Below are 17,848 nucleotides of genomic sequence, written 5' to 3' on the forward strand. Positions count from 1 at the left end.
AGCAATCGCGCAGCTCGGTCGAGGCGGGGCGGGCGCTGGCGGCCGAGCTGGGGTCGGCCGCCCACGTGCAGGCTGATCTGGCCAATGACGCGGACCGGGTGAAGCTGGTCCGCGAGGCGATCGCGGTGTGGGGGCGGCTCGACGTCCTGGTCAACAACGCCGGGATCAGCCGCGTCATCCCGCATGCGGATCTGGCCGCGGCCACGCCGGACGTCTGGCAGCAATTGCATGAAGTCAACGTCGTTGCCCCTTTCCGCCTGGTGGCGCAGGCGCAATCCGCGCTGCGCGATGCCGCGGCGCGCGGCAGGCCCGGCTGCGTCGTCAACGTCAGTTCGCACGCTGGCGTCCGGCCCAAGGGCGCATCCATTCCTTACGCCGCGACCAAGGCGGCGTTGAACCACGTTACCCGCCTGCTTGCGCTTTCCCTGGCCCCGGACATCCGCGTGAACGCCGTCGCGCCGGGCTTGGTCGATACGCCGCTTACGGCGGACTGGACGCAGGCGCAGCAGCTTTGGAAAGAGCGCTCGCCGATGCGCCGGGCGGCCAGTCCCGAGGATATCGCCCAGGCCGTTTCATTGCTGGTGGGTTCTGACTACCTGACCGGGGAAATCCTGCTATCGGATGGGGGGCTGAACCTGACGTAGCAAGCCCGCCGTCCCATTCGGCAGCCTTGCCGTCACGCCCGGCACGCCAAGGCGGATGTTGCGGGAGTACTGGGAGGCGTCCCGGGTCGCGCGGGCCCGTTCGGTGTAGTTGCCGGCGCGCCGGTACGCCTGGGGGCTGTCCGCGCCTTGAAGCGCGCCCAGGCTGTAGAGATATTCCGGCAGGTAGCCCGACAACAGCAGCCGGTAGTCCATCGGCAGCCCGGGCACGACCTGGTCGGCCAGGCGGTACACGATGGTGGCGCAGTTGGCCGTCAGCGAATTGTAGAAGCGGGGCTTGCGCACCAGCCGGTTGGCCGTGGCCACGTACGACAGCAGCAGTTCGCGGGCCGCGCCTTCGGGCATGCGCACCCGGTACAGGTAGCCGTCCTCGCCGCGCACGTTGGTGCGCACGCGCAGGCTGTCTTCCTCGGTAGAGGCCAGCACCGCCAGTTCGTATTGCCGGAAGAATCCGCCGATCTCCGAGAACGTGTCGTTCAGCTTGCGGCGGATCTCGACCGAGAACATCAGGTACTGCCCGTCGTCGAAGCCGAACGACACCATGGCGTGGGCGATCGCGGGCCGGCCCCAATAGGACAGCGCCAGGTCCACCGAAGCCAGGCGCGACAGGTCGTAGACGCGGGTCTCCCAGCGTTCTCCGTAGTCGGTGCGCGAGCGCCAGTCGAAGTTGCGGACGTTGTGCAGGGTGACGATGCCGCCATCCACCGAACCGTGGGTCTGGCGGGCGACCTCGGGCATCCACTGGCGTTCGTTGGACGGGCGCACGCTCAGCCGCCACCAGGCCAGCAAGGCCAGCAGCAGGACGCCGAACAGTCCGGCAAGGAGGAAACTGCCGCGCGCCAGGCCGGCCAGCGCCGCGGCCGCCAGCGCCAGCCAGGCCGCGGGCGGGACGGCGCGCGCGCGCCGTCCCAGCGGGGGCTGGAACCAGAAGGCGAGTGCGCCCCAGCCCGCCCCGGCCAGCACGGCCAATCCGATCGCGGCCTGGAGGATCATGGCGCTGCCGCGGCCATCACCGGGCTTCCGCTTGCGAGGATTCGCCGCGCGCGTTGCGGGCGGCGGCCTCGCGGTCCTGGCTGCGCCAGCCGGCGCGCAACTGGGAAATCTGGCGGACGGCCGCCTGCGACATCTTCCACCAGCCGAAGGGGCGCGGGTCGGCCAGCATGCTGAGCGCGCGCGCATAGTCCAGCGTCAGGCCCGGGGTCCAGGCCATGGTCAGGGCGCGCTTGCGGATCTGCGCCGCCACCCAGAGTTCCGGCGTCAGCAGCAGGCGCAGCAGCACCCGCCATCCGGCCCCGGGGCCGTGCAGGCGGCCCACTACGCCGTCCAGCGCCGCTTCCAGGCCGTTGGACACGGAACTGGAGCAGTTGCGGTGGGTGAGGTTGTAGGTCGTGTTTTGGCGGTAGCCGTCCCAGAATGCCTGTAGTTTGGCCGCGTCGTAATTGCGGATGCGCACCTGCATCGTGGACGGGCACCAGGCCCGGGACTCGGTCGGGTAATCGGGCTGGAACACGCCGGGCACGTTGTTGTCGGCCGTGGCGCGCAACAGCGTGCCGAACTGTTCGGGGGAATGGTCGATCTCCTGCGCCGGATACAGGCTGATGTACACGCCCTCGGGCGATTCCATCGCGGCGTGGCCGGTGGACACCACGCCGTTGACGTCGACGGCCGCGATGTAGCGGTCCACCACCGGATAATTGCGCGTCTCCGTCTTGGCCGAACCGGATGGCGTCCAGACGTGGACCGTCAGCGCGCGCTCGGATGCCAGCGGCGGCCCGTCGAATACCGTTTGCGCCGAGGCGCCGGCTCGGGTCGGCATGAAGTCCGGATGCGGGTTGGCGTCCAGGGCGGGGTTGGAGTCCAGGCGGCGGACGCGGTGCGCCAGCGCCAGCAGCTTCAACCCCGAGAACGCCAGGAACAGTCCCAGGCAGTACGGCACGGTGCCCACGTAATGGGTGGGGTAGGGCTGGAAAAAGAAGATCGCCAGCAGTATCTCGGCCACGCCGGATGCGAACACGTAGCGCCAGCGTTCATAGCGCACGACATACGCGGCGGAGCATTGCATCAGCCCGTCGACCAGGAACAGCAGGCCGAAAATCATGGACAGCACGAAGTGCCCGTGGTGGTGGCCGGCCAGGACCAGGACGCCCGCGGCCAGCACCATGATCCCTTTGGCATAGCGCAGCACCCGCTGTCCTCCCACTCCCGACTTGGCGATGGCCAGCGTCGCCAGGCCCTCGATCACGAAGAGCGCGGCGAAGAAGTTCAGCGGGAAATAAATGGCGTTGTCCAGCGCGTCGACGAAAACCGCGATGCCGGCGACCAGGAACAGCCAGCCGGCGACCGCCAGGGCGCGGGCGCGCTTGCGCAGATAGTCGACGCCAAGCAGCAATAAGACCAGATGACCCATTGTTCTCGGGGCTCCTTTCGCGTATCCGGGGAGGGGATGCGGTGGATTTTCCTGCTTGCGGCTGCCGCGTCATGGCGGGGACCCGCTCGGTCGAAAATAAGGGCCGGGACAACTCCCGTCAATGGGATATCCTGCCCATCGCGTTAAGGAATGTTTCGCCGCACCGCGGGCCGGCCCTCAGGGGCGCGCGGCGCCCGCCGCGTCCACGTACAGCGCGTAGAGGCATTGGCCGGCCGCCATGAAGAGCCGGTTGCGCCGGGCGCCGCCGAAGCACAGGTTGGCGCAGCGGTCGGGCAGGGCGATGCGGCCTATCGGCACGCCGTCCGGCGCGAACACCATCACCCCGTTCAGCCCCGGGCCCGGCCCCCAGCCGGCCCAGACATTGCCGTCCGTGTCGCAGCGCATGCCGTCGGGTATGCCCTGTTCGCCCGCGTCCACGAAAGTGCGCGCCTGCGCCAGCGTCCGGCCGTCCCGGACTTCGTAGACCCGGATGCGGTTGGGCTGGCAGCCGTTTTCGGCGATGTACAGTAGGCTTTCGTCGGGCGAAAAGCACAGCCCGTTCGGATTCAGGATGTCCGAGGCGACCACCTCCAGTCGGCCGGTGCCCGGGTCGAGCCGGTACACGTGGGTCGGCAGTTCGGGCTCCGACTTGTATCCCTCGTAATTGTTGAGAATGCCGAAGACGGGATCCGTGAACCAGATCGAATGGTCGCTTTTCACGACGATGTCGTTGGGCGAGTTCAGCCGCCGTCCCTCGTACCGGTCGGCCAGCACCGTCAAGGTTCCGTCGTATTCCGTGCGCACCACCCGGCGCCCGCCGTGTTCGCAGGTCAACAGGCGGCCGTGGCGGTCCCGCGTGTTGCCGTTGGCGTGGCCCGAGTGGCCGCGGTAGACGGACACGGCGCCGCTTTCCTCGTCCCATCGCATGATGCGGTTGTTCGGGATGTCGCTCCACAGCAGATATCTGCCGTCACCGAACCAGACAGGCCCTTCCCCGTAGCGGGCGCCCGTCGCCAGGCGCTCGACCGCCGCGTTGCCGATGCGGTATTTCAGGAAACGGGGATCGAGCACCTCGATGGCCGGATCCGGATAGCTCTCGCTGGGCTGCCACATGGAGACCTCCTCCCGTTTCGCGCAACGGAGCGTGCGGGTCTGGAAAGTATAGGCCCGCGCCGGCCGGCCGGACTATTCCTCGCTGGTCCATTCGACCTGCACGCCGAGGCTGCGCAGGTTTTCGACGAAGCGCGGGTGCGCGCGGCGGATCGGGGTGGCGTTGCGGATTTCCGAGCGGCCGTCGATGCTGCTGGCGATCATGAAGAGCGCGATCGCGACCCGGATGATGTAGGGGCTTTCCACCACCGCCGGCGTCAGCGGCGTGCCGCCGAAGGTGATGACCCGGTGGGGGTCCGACGAGAACACGTGCGCGCCGAACTTCGACAGTTCTCCGGTCCAGCCCAGCGCGCCGTCGTAGACCTTGTTCCAGAACATGGCGTTGCCCTGCGCGCACACGCCCAGCGCGATGAAGATCGGCAGCAGGTCCACCGGGAAGTACGGCCACGGCGCCGCCTCGACCTTGGTCAGCACGTTGCTGGTGAAGGGCGTCTGCACCTTCAGCGGCCCCTGTCGCAGCGCGCGGGACCAGCCGTTTTCGTGCACGATCTGCACGCCGAACTTGGCGAACGTGCGGTCGATCAGCGGAAAGTTGCCCGGGGTGCTGTTGCGCACCACCACGTCGCCGCCCGTGATCGCGCCCAGCGCGAGAAAGGTGGTGATTTCGTGGAAGTCTTCTTCGAAAGTGAATTCGCCGCCCCGCAGCCGGGCGCCGCCGCGCACCGTCAGGCGCGAGGTGCCGATGCCGTCGATATCGGCGCCCATCATCGCCATGAAGCGGCAGAACTCCTGCACGTGCGGTTCGGAGGCAGCGTTGGTCAGGGTGGATTCACCCTGCGCGGCGGCGGCGCACAGCACGAAGTTCTCGGTCGTGGTCACCGAGGCGTAGTCCAGCCAGTGGTGGGTCGGCTTCAACGGGCCGCTGCTGCGCACCAGCAGCGAACCGCTGGCGCGCTCCACCTCGCCGCCGAACGAGCGGAAGATGTCCACGTGCGGGTCGATCTCGCGCACGCCCAGCGTGCAGCCCTTGACGTTGTCTTCCAGCCGCGCCACGCCGAAGCGGGCCAGCAGCGGCGGCACCAGCATGATCGACGAGCGCATTTCCTCGGGCAGCCGGTGTTCCGCGGCGTCGAACGCCGTGTCGCGGTGGTGCAGGTCCAGCGTGCGCGTGGCCTCGTCCAGCCGGACGTCGCTGCCCAGGGTGCGGAAGATGTCCAGGATCTTGCGGACGTCGGTGATGTCCGGCACGCCATGCAGGCGCAGCGGCTGGTCGGTCAGCAGAGTGGCGCACAGCACGGGCAGCACCGCGTTCTTGTTGGCCGAAGGAATGACGCGGCCGCGCAGGGGCGTGCCGCCGTGGACGATGAGGTTGGACATGAAGAAGGACGCTGCGGTTGGAAAGCGGTGGCGGGAATTGTAGCGTCGGCTTGCCGCCCCAAATTCCGGAGGAATTGCCAATCGTGTCAGAGGGCGAGCTTTTGCGACGTGCGCGGCCGGCCAGCGCGGGCGGGCTGGGGAATACACCTGGCGTGCTGCTGGTCGACGTGAGGACCTCGCCGTCGTCCAGATACAGGGACTTGCGGTCCAGCCTGACCTGTGGAAAGCGTCTCGCGAAATCGCCACCCCAGGACAGGTGAAAAGGCTGATGCCCTCGAAGGCGACGATGGCGATGGCATGCATGGGGGCGCCAGGTCACGCCGCGGGGACGGCCAGCCGCTGTTTGAGCAATTGGAACAGCGGCTTTGCGGCCGGGGAGAGGGTGTGTCCTTCGCGCACGAAGACCTCGATGATGCGTTCGACGCGTGGTTTGACCAATGGTATTAGCTTCAGCCCGCTGGCGCCCAGGCCCGAACACGCGCCCCGAGGCAGCACGGCAATTCCCGCGCCGCCCGCCGCCAGGCCCACCGCAGTAGCCAGGTGCTGTACCTCATAGGCGTGCCGGATATCGAAAGCATGCTGCTTTGCCACCATTTCGATCTGCACGCGCAGCCCGCTCAGCGCGCCTATGCCGATCAGGCTCTGGTTGCTCAGTTCGCTCCATGACACCGTTTTGCGGCGCGCGAAAGCATGCTGGACGGGGCAAGCCAGAACCATGGGGTCGGCAAAGAGAGGATGGCGGATCAGGCCGTCCGTATCCTTGGGCAATACGGATATCCCGAACTCCGCGTCGCCGCGTTGCACGGCCTCGCGGATCTCGGTGGCCGAACGGTCCAGGATCTGGAGCCGGTTGCGCGGGAAGGCGCGCCCATATTCCGCGATCACCTGCGACAGCAGGTTGGCGGTGATTGTGGGCAGGCAGCCGAAAACGACCTGCCCATAGCCATGCATGGTGCTGTCCTTCAATTCTTGCATGGCGGCCGAGAGCTCCCGCACCAGCCTGCGGGCGCGGGGCAGGAAGAGGGTTCCCGGTTGGGTGAGCTGCAGGCTGCGCGTGCTGCGCGCGATCAACATGCCGCCAACGGCGGCTTCGAGCTTGGACAGGCGCCGGCTGAGCGCGGTCTGCGAGATATGGAGGTATTCGGCGGCGCGCGTAAAGCTGCCCAGGTCCGCGATGGCGACAAAAGCCTCAAGCCCCAGGATGTCGAAATTGTGCACAGGAGCCTCTTGCTAAATTTATGTATGAAATGCATAAAAAGGCGAATCGAATGCATTTTACTCAGGCAGTAGCGCTGCCTACACTCCTTTTCCATTCCAACGATGAAATGGGTCAGGAGACAACATGAGCCAATACTTCAATGCCGACATGCGCCGCCTTCGCAGAGCCTGCGCGGGCATCCTGTTCTTCGCCGCGTCGGCGGCCTGGGCCGGCCAGTACCCGGCCAATCCGGTGCGCATGATCGTTCCTTACCCGCCCGGCGGTCCGACGGATATCGCCGCACGCTTGGCGGCCGACGAACTGGGCCGCTCGCTGGGCGTATCGGTGGTGGTCGAGAACAAATCCGGCGCGGGGGGAATGGTCGGGGCCGACATGGTCGCGCGGGCTCGGCCGGACGGCGCGACGCTGCTGGTCAATGCTTCGGCCCACGTTATCTATCCCGCGATCTTCAAGCAGGTGAGCTTCGACGTCATCGACAGTTTTACCCCCGTGACGCAACTGGTTCAGGTGCCCTTGGCCCTGCTGGTGCCCGTTTCCCTGCCGGTGAACAATGTGCCCGAGCTGATCCAGTACATCAAGGACCATCCCGGCAAAGTGGCGTTCGCCTCGGCCGGCAATGGCGGCGCTCCGCATCTGGCCGCCGAGCTGTTCAAGAAGGAGGCGGGCGTGGACATCCTGCACGTGCCCTACAAGGGAAGCGCGCCGGCCCTGACCGACTTGATGGGCGGGCAGGTGCAAATGATGTTCGACTCCATGACGTCATCGCTTGCCTACGTCAAGGCCGGGAAACTCAAGGCGCTTGCCGTGACGACGCCCGAGCGGTCTTCCATGCTGCCAGACGTGCCGACGATGAAAGAGGCCGGGTTGCCGTCATATGCGCTGACGAATTGGTACGGCCTGTGGGCGCCAAAGGGTATGCCGGCCCCGCTGGTCAAGCAGATCGAACAGGCTCTGAACGCCAAGTTCCATACGCCCGAGATCAGGGAAAAACTCAACGCGATAGGGGCTGAACCGGTCATCAGCTCGCCGGAGGACTTCGCCCGGTTCGTGGTGACGGAAAAGGAGCGCTGGGGCCGCATCGCGCAGGACTCGGGTGCCACGCTGAACTAAACATAGAGAGAGGAAGGAAGACAATGCAAAGCAGTACGCAACAGGGCCCGCGCCTGGCGGTGGTGACCGGCGCGGCCCAGGGCATCGGCAAGGCTATTGCCAGCCAGTTGATCGAGGATGGTTTCGATGTTCTGATCGCCGACCTGCGCGGCGCGGCGGAGGCGGCGCGCTCCTTGGGCAGCAAGGCGCATGGGTGCGACGTCGATGTCAGCGATCCGGCGCAGGTCCAGTCCATGGTCGATCTGGCACTCTCCATTCACGGCCGCATCGATGGCCTGGTGAACAACGCCGGCATCTATACCTCCTTGAAGAAAAAGCCGTTCGAGGAGATCAGCCCGGAAGAGTGGCGGCGCGTGTTCGAGGTCAATGTAGAGGGCGTATGGCATTGCTGCCGTCTGGTGTCGCCGGCGATGCGCAAGGCAGGAACAGGGGCCATCGTCAACATTGCCTCGGCCTCCGTTGCCAAGGGCAACCCCCTGCTGTTGCAGTACGTGGCCAGCAAGGGCGCGGTGCTTGCCATGACCCGCGTGCTGGCGCGCGAACTGGGCGAGTCCGGCATCCGGGTCAACACTGTTTCTCCGGGCTTCACATTGAGCGACGGTGTCATGAGCGAGGCGGCGCAGCGCGAGGCCCAGCGCGCCGGCGCGCGCGAGGCGCGGGCCTTGCACCGCGACCTGCAGCCCGGCGATGTGGCGGGCGCCGTTTCCTACCTGCTGAGTCCCCGCGCGGGAATGATGACCGGGCAGAACATCACGGTCGACGGCGGCATGACGATGAACTGAGAGGCGAGACAAAGATGAAGCAGCAATACCAACACTTTATTCATGGCCAGTGGCGGGCGCCATCCGACGGCCGGTATTTCGACAAGACCGATCCCGCAACCGAAGAAAATCTGACTTCGGTGGCCCGGGGCTCCGCGGCCGATATCGACGCGGCCGTGCGCGACTCGCAGGCGGCGTTCCCGTCCTGGAGGGCGCTGGGCGTGACTCGCCGTGCCGAAATCATGCGGCAAGTGGCGGCCGCGATTCGCGCGGAGACAGAGTCGCTGGCGGCGCTGCAGGCGCGCGAGACCGGCAAGGCCCTGGCGCGCTCGCGCAATGACGTCGTCGTTACAGCCCGCTACTTCGACTACTACGCGGACCTGGCACATTCCTTGGGTGGGGAAACGCTGGTCGGCGATCCCGGTTCGCACACCTATACCGTGCGCGAACCCTACGGCGTCTGCGGCAATATCGTGCCTTGGAATTCGCCGTTGCAGCAGGCGTCGCGCGGCATTGCCCCCGCCTTGATCGCGGGCAACACGACCGTGGTCAAGCCCTCGGAGGAGACGCCGTTCTCCTGCCTGGAACTGGCGCGTATCGCCAGCGAGGCCGGCCTGCCTCCGGGCGTGTTGAACGTGGTGCCGGGTTTCGGGGCCGAGGCCGGCGCGGCGCTGGTGGCGCATCCGCTGGTGCGCAAGGTGACGTTTACCGGTTCGGTGCGCGGCGGCAGGCAGGTCGGCGCCATGGCGGCGGAGCGCATCATTCCCCTGAGCCTGGAACTAGGCGGAAAGTCGGCCAATGTGGTGTTCGACGATGCCGATCTGGAGGCCGCGATTCCCGCCGCCTATGGCGCCATCATGGGCAACGCCGGACAGATCTGCTCGGCAGGATCCCGTTTGCTGGTCCAGCGCGGCATCCATGACCGCTTCGTCGCCGGACTGGCGGACTTGGCCGCTCAGGAGAAGGTCGGCGATACGCGCTACGGCGCCACGATGGGGCCCCTGACCACGCGCGACCAGTACGGGCGCGTCCTGTCTTATCTGGATATCGCGCGCGACGAGGGCGCCCGTATCGCCTGCGGCGGTGGCCGGCCGGAAGGCGCCGGCCCCAAGGGGTGGTTCATTGCGCCCACTGTGCTGATCGAGGTGAGGCCGGATATGCGCGTGGCGCGCGAAGAGATATTCGGGCCGGTGCTCAGCGTGATTGCCTTTGACGACGAAGCCGAGGCGGTCGAGATCGCCAACGGTACCGAATACGGGCTCGCGGCGGCCGTCTGGACGCGCGACGTCAACCGAGCGCTGCGCATGGCAGGCGCGCTCGAAGCCGGCCAGGTCTATGTAAACAACTACCATGGCGGCGGCGTCGACGCGCCTTTCGGCGGCTTCAAGAATTCGGGCTATGGGCGCGAGAAGGGGGCCGAAGCCCTGCATCACTACACCCAGATCAAGACTGTCGTCATGCGGGTGTCGTCATGACCGACCTGAGCGCCTTGCAGGCCTGGATCGGTAGGCGAGAGACTCGGCAAGCCGATGTGCCGGCCGTGCTGGCCGCGCGCATGGCCGCGCTGCTCGATTGCGATACCGACACCCGTACCGGACAGATCTTGCCAGCCCACTGGTATCCGATGCTGTTCGGCGAAACCGTCCCGCAGCGGCAGATCGGCGCGGACGGGCATCCGGTCAAGGGAGATTTCCTGCCGCCCGTGCCGCTGCCGCGCCGTATGTTCGCCGGCCGCCGCGTGCAGTTCTTGCGGCCCTTGCGCATCGGCGACGCCGTCGGAAAATCGTCGGAGGTCATTGCCATCACACCCAAGACCGGCCGTTCCGGGCAGATGTGCTTTGTCACGGTGCGCCACGAAATCAGCGGTCCGGAGGGAGTGGCTGTCATCGAAGAGCAGGACATCGTCTACCGCGAAGCACCGGACGCGGCAAGTCAGCCTGCCGCCGGGCGCCCCGCGCCGCCGCCAGAGCGGGCCCTGGCCCCGGTGATTACGCTGTCGCCGGATCCAGTCATGTTGTTCCGCTACTCGGCTATCACGTTCAATGCTCACCGCATCCATTACGACCGCGACTATGCCACGGGCACCGAGCATTACCCGGGCCTGGTGGTCAACGGCGGGCTGACGCTGCTGCTGCTCTGGGACTATGCCGCGCGGCTAGGATGGCGACTGGACGCTTCGGCCTCGCGCAACTGTAAGCCGCTCTTCGCCGGTCGGGCGATCAGCCTGCATGCCGTCAGCCGCGGCGCACAGCGCTGGTTGCTGGCGCGCGACGACAGTGGCGAGATCGCCGTCGAGGTCCAGGTAACGGAGGTGCCGGCATGAGCGGTGGCTGTCTGGAGGGCGTGCGGATCGTCGATCTGACATCGGTGGTTGTGGGTCCGCTGGCCACGCAGATCCTTGCTGATCACGGTGCGGATGTCATCAAAGTGGAAGGGCCGGCGGGCGACATCGGGCGCTATTTGGCGGGAAAGGGCCGCAATCCTGGGATGTCTCCCAAGTACCTGCACCTGAACCGCAACAAGCGCGCCATCTGCCTGGACCTGAAACGGCCGGCCGGGCATGCGGCGCTTGGAAAACTGATCGAGAGCGCCGACGTGCTGCTGTGGAATGTGCGGCCGGCTTCCATGAGTCGCCTCGGCCTCGATTACGACACGGTTCGCCGCATCAAACCCGACATCATCTACTGCGGGATGTTCGGCTTTGGCCAGCAAGGCCGTTACCGTGACATGCCAGCGTACGACTCCATCATCCAGGGCGTCAGCGGCGTGGCCGATCTGAACCGCAGAATGACGGGCGCGCCGGCCTATGTGCCTTATGTCCTGGCCGACAGAACGGCGGGCCTGATCGCTGTTCAACTGATCGCCATGGCGCTTTATCACAAGGCGCGCACCGGGGAAGGGCAGCGAATCGAGGTTCCGATGTACGAAAATATGGTGACCCAGGTGATGACCGAGCATATGTACCAACGCAGCTTCGTGCCGCCGCTGGGCGAGACGGGCGATCCGCGGGTGCTGGACTCGGATAACAGGCCCATCCGCACGCTGGACGGATACATCTGCATCTCGGCCAACACGGACGGACAGGCTCACGCGCTGTTCGATGCGATTGGCATGCCAGAGTTGAAATCGGACCCGCGTTTCCGGTCGGTGGCGGCGCGCTTCAAGCATGTGCGCGAGTATTTCCGGATACGCGGCGAGGCCATTGCGCGCCGGTCTACCACCGAATGGATGGAGATTTTCCGCGTGGCCGACGTGCCTGCGGCGCCCTACAACACCCTGGAGATGCTGTTCGATGATCCGCACCTGCGGGACGCGGGATTGTTCCAGGAGCGGGAGCATCCCACGGAAGGCACCATTCTGGAGATCCAGCCCGCCAATAGCATGTCTGCCGGCATGCGCAAGGATTGGCTGCCGGCGCCAAGGCTGGGCCAGCATACCGAGGAGATCCTGGCGGAGATCGGGTATGGCGACGATGCGATCGAACGGCTGATAGAGGAGGGCGCTGCTCACGGCTGCCCGGCGGCAGAGTCGTCCTGACAGCGGCGTGGCGGTCGCCGTCCGGAGCGGCTGTGCGCAGGCCACGGGCGCGTCGATCCGCTGCGCGCATGGCCCGGCCTTGCCATTAACCGTTATTGCGTCACGCTGATGAAATAGATCTTCTTGACGAACCCGTCCACTTCCCAGCGGCCGGTATAGCCCTCGGGCATCACAAAGGCATCGCCCACGGCCAGCGCGTGCACGGTGCCGTCGGGGTCGACCAGGCGGCAACTGCCTTCGACGATGTAGCCGAACTCGATATAGCCGGCGTTGTTGGCCTGGAACGTGCCCGCGGTGCTTTCCCACACGCCGGCGCGCGCCTGCGCGTGGTCGAAGGCCTTGACGCTGAGGAAGGAGGCGTCGCCGGTGAGCGGCTGCTTGGGTTTGCCGGGAACCGGGTCGACCATCGGGCCGCCGTTGAAGCGGATCAGTCGCGCGTTGTTGTCAGGCACTGCGTTCTCTCCATGGAGCTAGGGTGAAAAATGAGGGGCTACGCGAAGCGCGACAGCCGGAAGGCCGCGGGGTCCACGGTGGGCATCTTGCCCTGGACCAGTTCGCTCATCAGTTCGCCGGCGGCGGGGCCGATGCCGAAACCGTGGCCCGAGAATCCGGAAGCCAGGAAGAACCCCGGCACCGCGTCGACGGCGGACATCACGGGCAGGGCGTCGGGCGTGACGTCGATCATGCCGGCCCAGGCGGCGGCCACGCGGGCCGGCGCGAAGGCGGGGAAGGCCGCCTTGAGCTTTTCCAAGGCGACCGAAATGGCCGCCATGCCGGGCTGAGGGTCGAGGATGCGGTGTTGTTCGAACGGCGTGGGCGCGTCCAGCGCGAAACGCCGCGGCATCCTCAGTTCGTCGAGGAAGCGCCGGCCCACGCGCAGCTTCAGGTACTTGCGCTCGGCCATCCAGGCCGGCAGGAACTGGCGCATCAGCCGGATGCTGTCGGGCGTCAGGTCGGCCGTGGAAGCCCCCAACTGCGAGACCGTATAGCCGCCGTCGGCGCGCTTGCGGCAGGTGAAATCGCCGCCGTTGATGGCCAGGTCCATGCCGGTCTCCAGCGGCGTGGTGCGCAGCACCGACGCATGCACCTTGAGCTGCGGGAACGACACGCCGCTATTGCCGCAGAACAGCCGCGACCAGGCGCCGCCCGCCAGCACCGCGGCCTCCGCTCCGACTGTGCCGCGTTCGGTGACGACGCCGCGGACCTTGCCCGCCGCCAGGTCCAGGCCGCGCACGGCGCAGCCTTCGAATATCTGGCAGCCCGCCGCCCGCGCCAGCCCGGCGATCGCCGCCGTGGCCAGTTGCGGTTCGGCCACGCCGTCCTCGGGGTTGTAGAGCGCCCCGGCCCAGTTGCGCGCGCTCTGCGCGCCGAGCAGGGCGGGCAGGTCCGCCGCGTCCACCAGCCGGGCGGGCACCGAGTAGGGGCGCGCGGATTCCAGCCATTTGGCATGGCCCTGCATGTCGGCGGGGCTGCCGCCCAGGTACGCGAGGCCGCGCTGCCGGTAGCCCACGTCGGCCTGCTGCTGCAATTCGCGCCACAGGGCGTTGGCGCGCAGCGCCAGCGGCAGTTCGCGGTGATCGCGCCCCACCGAGCGGATCCAGCCCCAGTTGCGCGAGGACTGTTCTCCGGCGATGGCGCCTTTTTCGAAGACGGCGACGCGCAGGCCCGCGCGGGCCAGGGCCAGGGCGGTGCTGATGCCGATGATGCCGCCGCCGATGACGGCGACGTCGACTTGGGTGGGAATGCGGGTGTCCATGAGCCGGAATGCGTTCGAAAAGGGTTGGCGGAAGTTCAGCGGACCTTGGCGCGCACGCTGGCCAGCGCCACGATGGCGACGAGCCCGATCGCGATCAGGTAGTAGGCGGGCGACATGATCGTGCCGGTGCGCGTCACCAGGAAGCCCACGACCACCGGGGTGATGCCGCCGAAGAAGGTCTGCGAGGCGACGTAGGCGATCGACACGCCGGTGGTGCGGCACGAGGTGGGAAACAGTTGCGCCAGGAGCGAGCCGACCGGCGCGAAATAGAAGCTGTAGAACACCAGCGACATCAGGCACTGGAACAGCACCAGCGACCCGAACGACGGCGTGCCCGTCAGCACCTTGAAACTGGGCACGATGATGATCAGCCCCAGCACCAGCGCGCTGGCCATGGTCTTGACCGCGCCGTAGCGGTCGGCGGCCAGCCCGCCCAGCATGGGCAGGAAGGTGCACACCAGGCCGCTGCAGATCGACGCGACGAAGGCGTCGTCCTTGGAGATGCCGAGGTTGTTGATCGCGAACGTCGGCATGTAGATGTTGAGGTAGCTGGCCACGTTGCCGGCGGCCACGATCAGCGCGCCCAGCAGCAGGTAGCGCTTGTGCAGGCGGAAGGTTTCGCGCAGGGGCGCGGCGCGCTGCGCCTTTTCGCCGTCGAACTCGGGCGTTTCATTGATCTTGAAACGGATGTAGAGCGCGACCGGGCCGATCAGGCAGCCGAAGACGAAGGGCAGGCGCCAGCCCCAGCTATCGATCTGCGCTTCGGTCAGGTAATGGTTGATGAAGTAGGCGAACAGCGCGGACACGACCAGGGCCAGGCCGGTGGTCGAGAACTGCAGGCTGGCCAGGAACGCCTTCAGCTTGGGATTCTGTTCCGTCAGGTAGGAGTTCGCCGTGCCGAACTCGCCGCCGGCGGAAAAGCCCTGCAGCAGGCGGCCCGCCACCAGGGCCACCGGCGCCAGGGCGCCGATGGTGGCGTAGGTGGGGATGAGCGCCATCAGCGCGGTGCCGATCAGCATCAGCGTGGCGGTCAGCGACAGGGCGGCCTTGCGTCCTTTCTTGTCGGCGTAGATGCCCAGCAGCACGGCGCCCACCGGGCGGATCAGGTAGGAACTGGCGAAGGTGAGGAAGCTGAACAGCAGCGCGGTCTGCGGATCGTCGGACGGGAAGAACAGCCGCGAGATCGGCAGCGCGAACAGCGCGTAGACCAGCAGGTCGTACCACTCGAAGAAGGCGCCGATGTTGGCGGCCACGATGTCGCGCAGCTTGCCTTTGCGCGCGGGGACGCGCGCCGGGCGCACGCCGATCGATGCTGAAGACGAATTCATTGCGGTGTTTTCCCTTGCAGGGCCGTTTGCCGGCCTGTCATGTGCTGGAACGCGGGTGAAGAAATGAAGAGGGGGGTCAGACGTAGAAATGGGTGCTGTTGACGACCAGGAAGACGGTCTTCTGGTCCCAGCCGTTCTGCCACCGGTAGGGGTGGCTGCCGGAAAAACCGTAGCTGTCGCCGGCTTCCAGCAGAAAGGATTTGTCGTCGACGAAGATCTGGAGCTTGCCGGTGAGCACGTAGCCGATCTTGTCGCTGGCCTGCACCAGGAAGCCGGGGTCCGAGGCGGCGCCCGGTTCCAGCTCCATCAGGAAGCCTTCCAGCGCGGCGCAGCTACTGGGCGTGATGCGGTACTTGGTCACGCCGTTGTTGCCCAGCTTCAGCGGCTTGCGCGCGGACATCCGGACCGTGAATTCGTTCTGGTCGTCGTTGGCCGGACCGCTGGGGGCGGGGGCCAGCAGGCTGGCCCCGTCGACGCCCAGGGCGTGGCAGATCGCCCGCAGGCTGCGCATGGAAGGAGAGCTGATGCCGCGCTCGACCTGGCTGATCAGCGCGATGGACATCTCGGTGCGCTCGGCCACGTCCTTCAGCTTCAGGCCTTGCGAAAGGCGCGCGGCGCGCAGGCGCTCGCCCAGCGCCTTGTCGTGTTCGTCGGCGGCGGTGGGACTGTCTTCGGGCTTATCGATTTTCATGAAAACCTGGTTTGTATTTCACTCTCACTTCAAAAATATTAAGCAGATTTCACTTTCGCCACAATATGGGATCGGGAATACCCCTAGGCGGAGGCTCCGGCCGCATTTCCCAAAGCTTCGTAACCCGCGTCCGCGGAGCCTGGGGCTATTCTCCCCTTACCGGTATCCCTCAACGCCGCGTGCGCCCGCCGGCCGGGCGCCGCGGCGCCGACTCGTCATCGACAGGAGAACCAGGATGGCCAGCAAGAACACGATTTGCCTCTGGTACGACCGCGACGCCCTGGACGCCGCGCAGTTCTACGCCCAGACGTTTCCGGACAGCGCGGTGGGCAAGATATTGCGCGCGCCTGGCGACTACCCCTCGGGCAAGCAGGGCGACGTGCTGACGGTGGAGTTCACCGTGATCGGCATTCCCTGCGTGGGCTTGAACGGCGGCACCGCGTTCAAGCACAGCGAAGCCTTTTCCTTTCAGGTGTCCACCGAAGACCAGGCCGAGACCGACCGCCTGTGGAACGCCATCGTCGGCAACGGCGGGCAGGAGAGCGAGTGCGGCTGGTGCCGGGACAAGTGGGGCCTGTCCTGGCAGATCACGCCGCGGGTGCTGATCGAAGCGATCTCCGATCCGGATCCCGCGGCGGCCAAGCGCGCCTTCGAGGCGATGATGACCATGGGGAAGATCGACATCGCGACGATCGAGGCGGCGCGGCGCGGGTAACGCGCTGGCCTTTCGCGCCGGGTTTCAACCTCCGGCCGGCAGCAGTTTCAATCCCGTGCGCCGCACGAACTCTTCATAGCTGATCGGCGGCCCGGCCTTGGTGCTGGCGGCGTTCGCCTGCCAGTGCACCCAGGAGCGGCCCGAGGTAGCGTCGTACACGACCTTGTAAATATAGCTGGGCACGGCCACGCCGGCGCCGATGGTCTTCGGCTTGTCGGCATAGACCGGGCCCGTGAAGACGTACACGTCGCCGACGGCGCGCATGACGTATTTGCGCGTGTCCTGCTCGATGCTGCTCCACGCGCCGCCGTTGTGGATCTGGTCCTGCGGCACCATGTTGGCCAGCGAAAAGCTCTGCGCCATCGCCTCGGGCGTGGACATGTCCCCGGCCGGCGCCATGTGCCCGCGCGAAAAGCCCGATCCCCGGTAATCGTCCAGTTCGGCCCGTTCCGCGCGCGGCAGCCGCGCTTCGGCGTAGAACTTGTCCGTGCGGCGCAGCCCCTGGGCCTGAGTCAGCATCTGGCGGTTCAGGCGTTCCGCCACGAAAACCGGCGTTTTCGTCTGGCCGTTGTGCAGGATGGCGAAGGCGGAAAAGCACACCTCGCGCAGCTTCTGGCTGCCCGGCACCTCCGGCGGGCGCGAGTGCGGAAAGAACTGCCGGCATTCCGCGAACATCGTTTGGGCGGGCGCGCCGACGGGCGCCGCGGTCGGCACCGCCGCGGGGGGCGCCTGTTCGCGAGGACGCGTCGATTCCCGCGCAGGTTCCCGCGCCTGGGGCCGGGGCTGCGGCCATCCCAGGTGGCCCAGCGCCTCCTGCACCGGCGCCGGGATCCGCCATTGTGGATTCAACACATAAGTGGCGGCGCCGAAACTCGCCAGGGACGAGAACAGCAGGGCTTTCAGGAACCGGGGGAAACGGCCGCCGGAACGGGCGCTGGCCCGGGCCGGGGATCTGCTGGGAGAACTTCTTTTCTTGGCGGGGGATTTCTTCGCGCGCGTCATTACTACCTGTGAGCTACCGCCCGGCCGCGTCCACGGCCGGCATGGCCAAGGATTGTAGATGAGTGGCAAATTTGCCACGCACGCGCGCCAGGCCGGCCGGCGTCCAAGCTTTGCCAGGCCTGGCCAAACGCCGTTCGGCTGGGGGATCCCCGGGGGTCGGTTACGTCTTTCCG

The 17,848-nt window shown here is 66.9% G+C and carries 16 protein-coding genes and 1 pseudogene; 7 read left to right on the plus strand and 10 right to left on the minus strand.

Annotated elements, in window-relative coordinates; translation table 11 throughout:
• Positions 1-5: 5 nt before the first annotated feature.
• Positions 6-644, plus strand: a pseudogene (locus AVE30378_RS17820) (SDR family NAD(P)-dependent oxidoreductase); the annotation flags it as partial.
• On the opposite strand, the gene AVE30378_RS17825 reads toward AVE30378_RS17820, so the two are convergent.
• From AVE30378_RS17825 to AVE30378_RS17845, 5 genes are all read right to left on the minus strand, one after another.
• Positions 615-1,655 carry an Lnb N-terminal periplasmic domain-containing protein gene (locus AVE30378_RS17825; RefSeq protein WP_129242206.1) on the minus strand — a complete coding sequence of 347 codons (1,041 nt, stop codon included), beginning with the start codon at positions 1,653-1,655 and terminating at the stop codon, positions 615-617. The pseudogene AVE30378_RS17820 and the gene AVE30378_RS17825 sit on opposite strands and share 30 nt — an antisense overlap.
• 16 nt (positions 1,656-1,671) lie before the next feature.
• Positions 1,672-3,069, minus strand: a complete 1,398-nt coding sequence (locus AVE30378_RS17830) for an HdeD family acid-resistance protein (protein WP_129242207.1) — start codon at positions 3,067-3,069, stop codon at positions 1,672-1,674.
• Between the two features lie 177 nt (positions 3,070-3,246).
• Complete coding sequence (locus AVE30378_RS17835; protein WP_129242208.1) at positions 3,247-4,182, minus strand: SMP-30/gluconolactonase/LRE family protein; 936 nt, start codon at positions 4,180-4,182, stop codon at positions 3,247-3,249.
• A gap of 72 nt (positions 4,183-4,254) precedes the next feature.
• Positions 4,255-5,556: a UDP-N-acetylglucosamine 1-carboxyvinyltransferase gene (locus tag AVE30378_RS17840; RefSeq protein ID WP_129242209.1), complete on the minus strand. Its 1,302-nt coding sequence runs from the start codon at positions 5,554-5,556 to the stop codon at positions 4,255-4,257.
• 315 nt (positions 5,557-5,871) lie between these two features.
• Complete coding sequence (locus AVE30378_RS17845) at positions 5,872-6,774, minus strand: LysR family transcriptional regulator (protein WP_129242210.1); 903 nt, start codon at positions 6,772-6,774, stop codon at positions 5,872-5,874.
• 124 nt (positions 6,775-6,898) lie between these two features.
• Here AVE30378_RS17845 and AVE30378_RS17850 point away from each other — a divergent pair, with 124 nt between their 5' ends.
• The 5 genes from AVE30378_RS17850 to AVE30378_RS17870 are packed head-to-tail and all read left to right on the plus strand — an operon-like array spanning position 6,899 to position 12,183.
• Positions 6,899-7,885, plus strand: coding sequence for a Bug family tripartite tricarboxylate transporter substrate binding protein (locus tag AVE30378_RS17850; RefSeq protein ID WP_244235086.1), 987 nt, complete (start codon positions 6,899-6,901; stop codon positions 7,883-7,885).
• 23 nt (positions 7,886-7,908) lie between these two features.
• Complete coding sequence (locus tag AVE30378_RS17855) at positions 7,909-8,667, plus strand: SDR family NAD(P)-dependent oxidoreductase (protein WP_129242211.1); 759 nt, start codon at positions 7,909-7,911, stop codon at positions 8,665-8,667.
• 14 nt (positions 8,668-8,681) lie between these two features.
• Positions 8,682-10,121, plus strand: coding sequence for an aldehyde dehydrogenase family protein (locus tag AVE30378_RS17860; RefSeq protein ID WP_129242212.1), 1,440 nt, complete (start codon positions 8,682-8,684; stop codon positions 10,119-10,121).
• On the plus strand, positions 10,118-10,969 hold the full coding sequence (locus AVE30378_RS17865; protein ID WP_129242213.1) for an HTD2 family dehydratase: 852 nt from the start codon (positions 10,118-10,120) through the stop codon (positions 10,967-10,969). Before AVE30378_RS17860 ends, AVE30378_RS17865 begins: the two co-directional genes overlap by 4 nt.
• Positions 10,966-12,183: a CaiB/BaiF CoA transferase family protein gene (locus tag AVE30378_RS17870; protein ID WP_129242214.1), complete on the plus strand. Its 1,218-nt coding sequence runs from the start codon at positions 10,966-10,968 to the stop codon at positions 12,181-12,183. Before AVE30378_RS17865 ends, AVE30378_RS17870 begins: the two co-directional genes overlap by 4 nt.
• 92 nt (positions 12,184-12,275) lie before the next feature.
• Here the strand turns inward: AVE30378_RS17870 and AVE30378_RS17875 are convergent, their stop codons facing one another.
• The 4 genes from AVE30378_RS17875 to AVE30378_RS17890 form a co-directional block, all read right to left on the minus strand.
• Positions 12,276-12,590, minus strand: a complete 315-nt coding sequence (locus AVE30378_RS17875; protein WP_425265785.1) for a cupin domain-containing protein — start codon at positions 12,588-12,590, stop codon at positions 12,276-12,278.
• Positions 12,591-12,673: 83 nt separating this feature from the next.
• On the minus strand, positions 12,674-13,939 hold the full coding sequence (locus tag AVE30378_RS17880) for an NAD(P)/FAD-dependent oxidoreductase (protein WP_129242216.1): 1,266 nt from the start codon (positions 13,937-13,939) through the stop codon (positions 12,674-12,676).
• A gap of 35 nt (positions 13,940-13,974) precedes the next feature.
• Entirely contained in the window at positions 13,975-15,267 is a 1,293-nt protein-coding gene (locus AVE30378_RS17885; RefSeq protein ID WP_129242217.1) for an MFS transporter, read from the minus strand.
• A 76-nt stretch (positions 15,268-15,343) separates the two neighbouring features.
• Entirely contained in the window at positions 15,344-15,958 is a 615-nt protein-coding gene (locus AVE30378_RS17890) for a helix-turn-helix domain-containing protein (RefSeq protein WP_129242218.1), read from the minus strand.
• Between the two features lie 235 nt (positions 15,959-16,193).
• On the opposite strand from AVE30378_RS17890, the gene AVE30378_RS17895 reads away from it, so the two are divergent.
• Positions 16,194-16,673 carry a VOC family protein gene (locus AVE30378_RS17895; protein ID WP_129242219.1) on the plus strand — a complete coding sequence of 160 codons (480 nt, stop codon included), beginning with the start codon at positions 16,194-16,196 and terminating at the stop codon, positions 16,671-16,673.
• A 24-nt stretch (positions 16,674-16,697) separates the two neighbouring features.
• Here the strand turns inward: AVE30378_RS17895 and AVE30378_RS17900 are convergent, their stop codons facing one another.
• Entirely contained in the window at positions 16,698-17,675 is a 978-nt protein-coding gene (locus AVE30378_RS17900) for a DNA/RNA non-specific endonuclease (protein ID WP_129242220.1), read from the minus strand.
• Positions 17,676-17,848 lie beyond the last annotated feature (173 nt).

Source organism: Achromobacter veterisilvae, from assembly GCF_900496975.1.
GTDB lineage: Bacteria > Pseudomonadota > Gammaproteobacteria > Burkholderiales > Burkholderiaceae_B > Achromobacter > Achromobacter veterisilvae.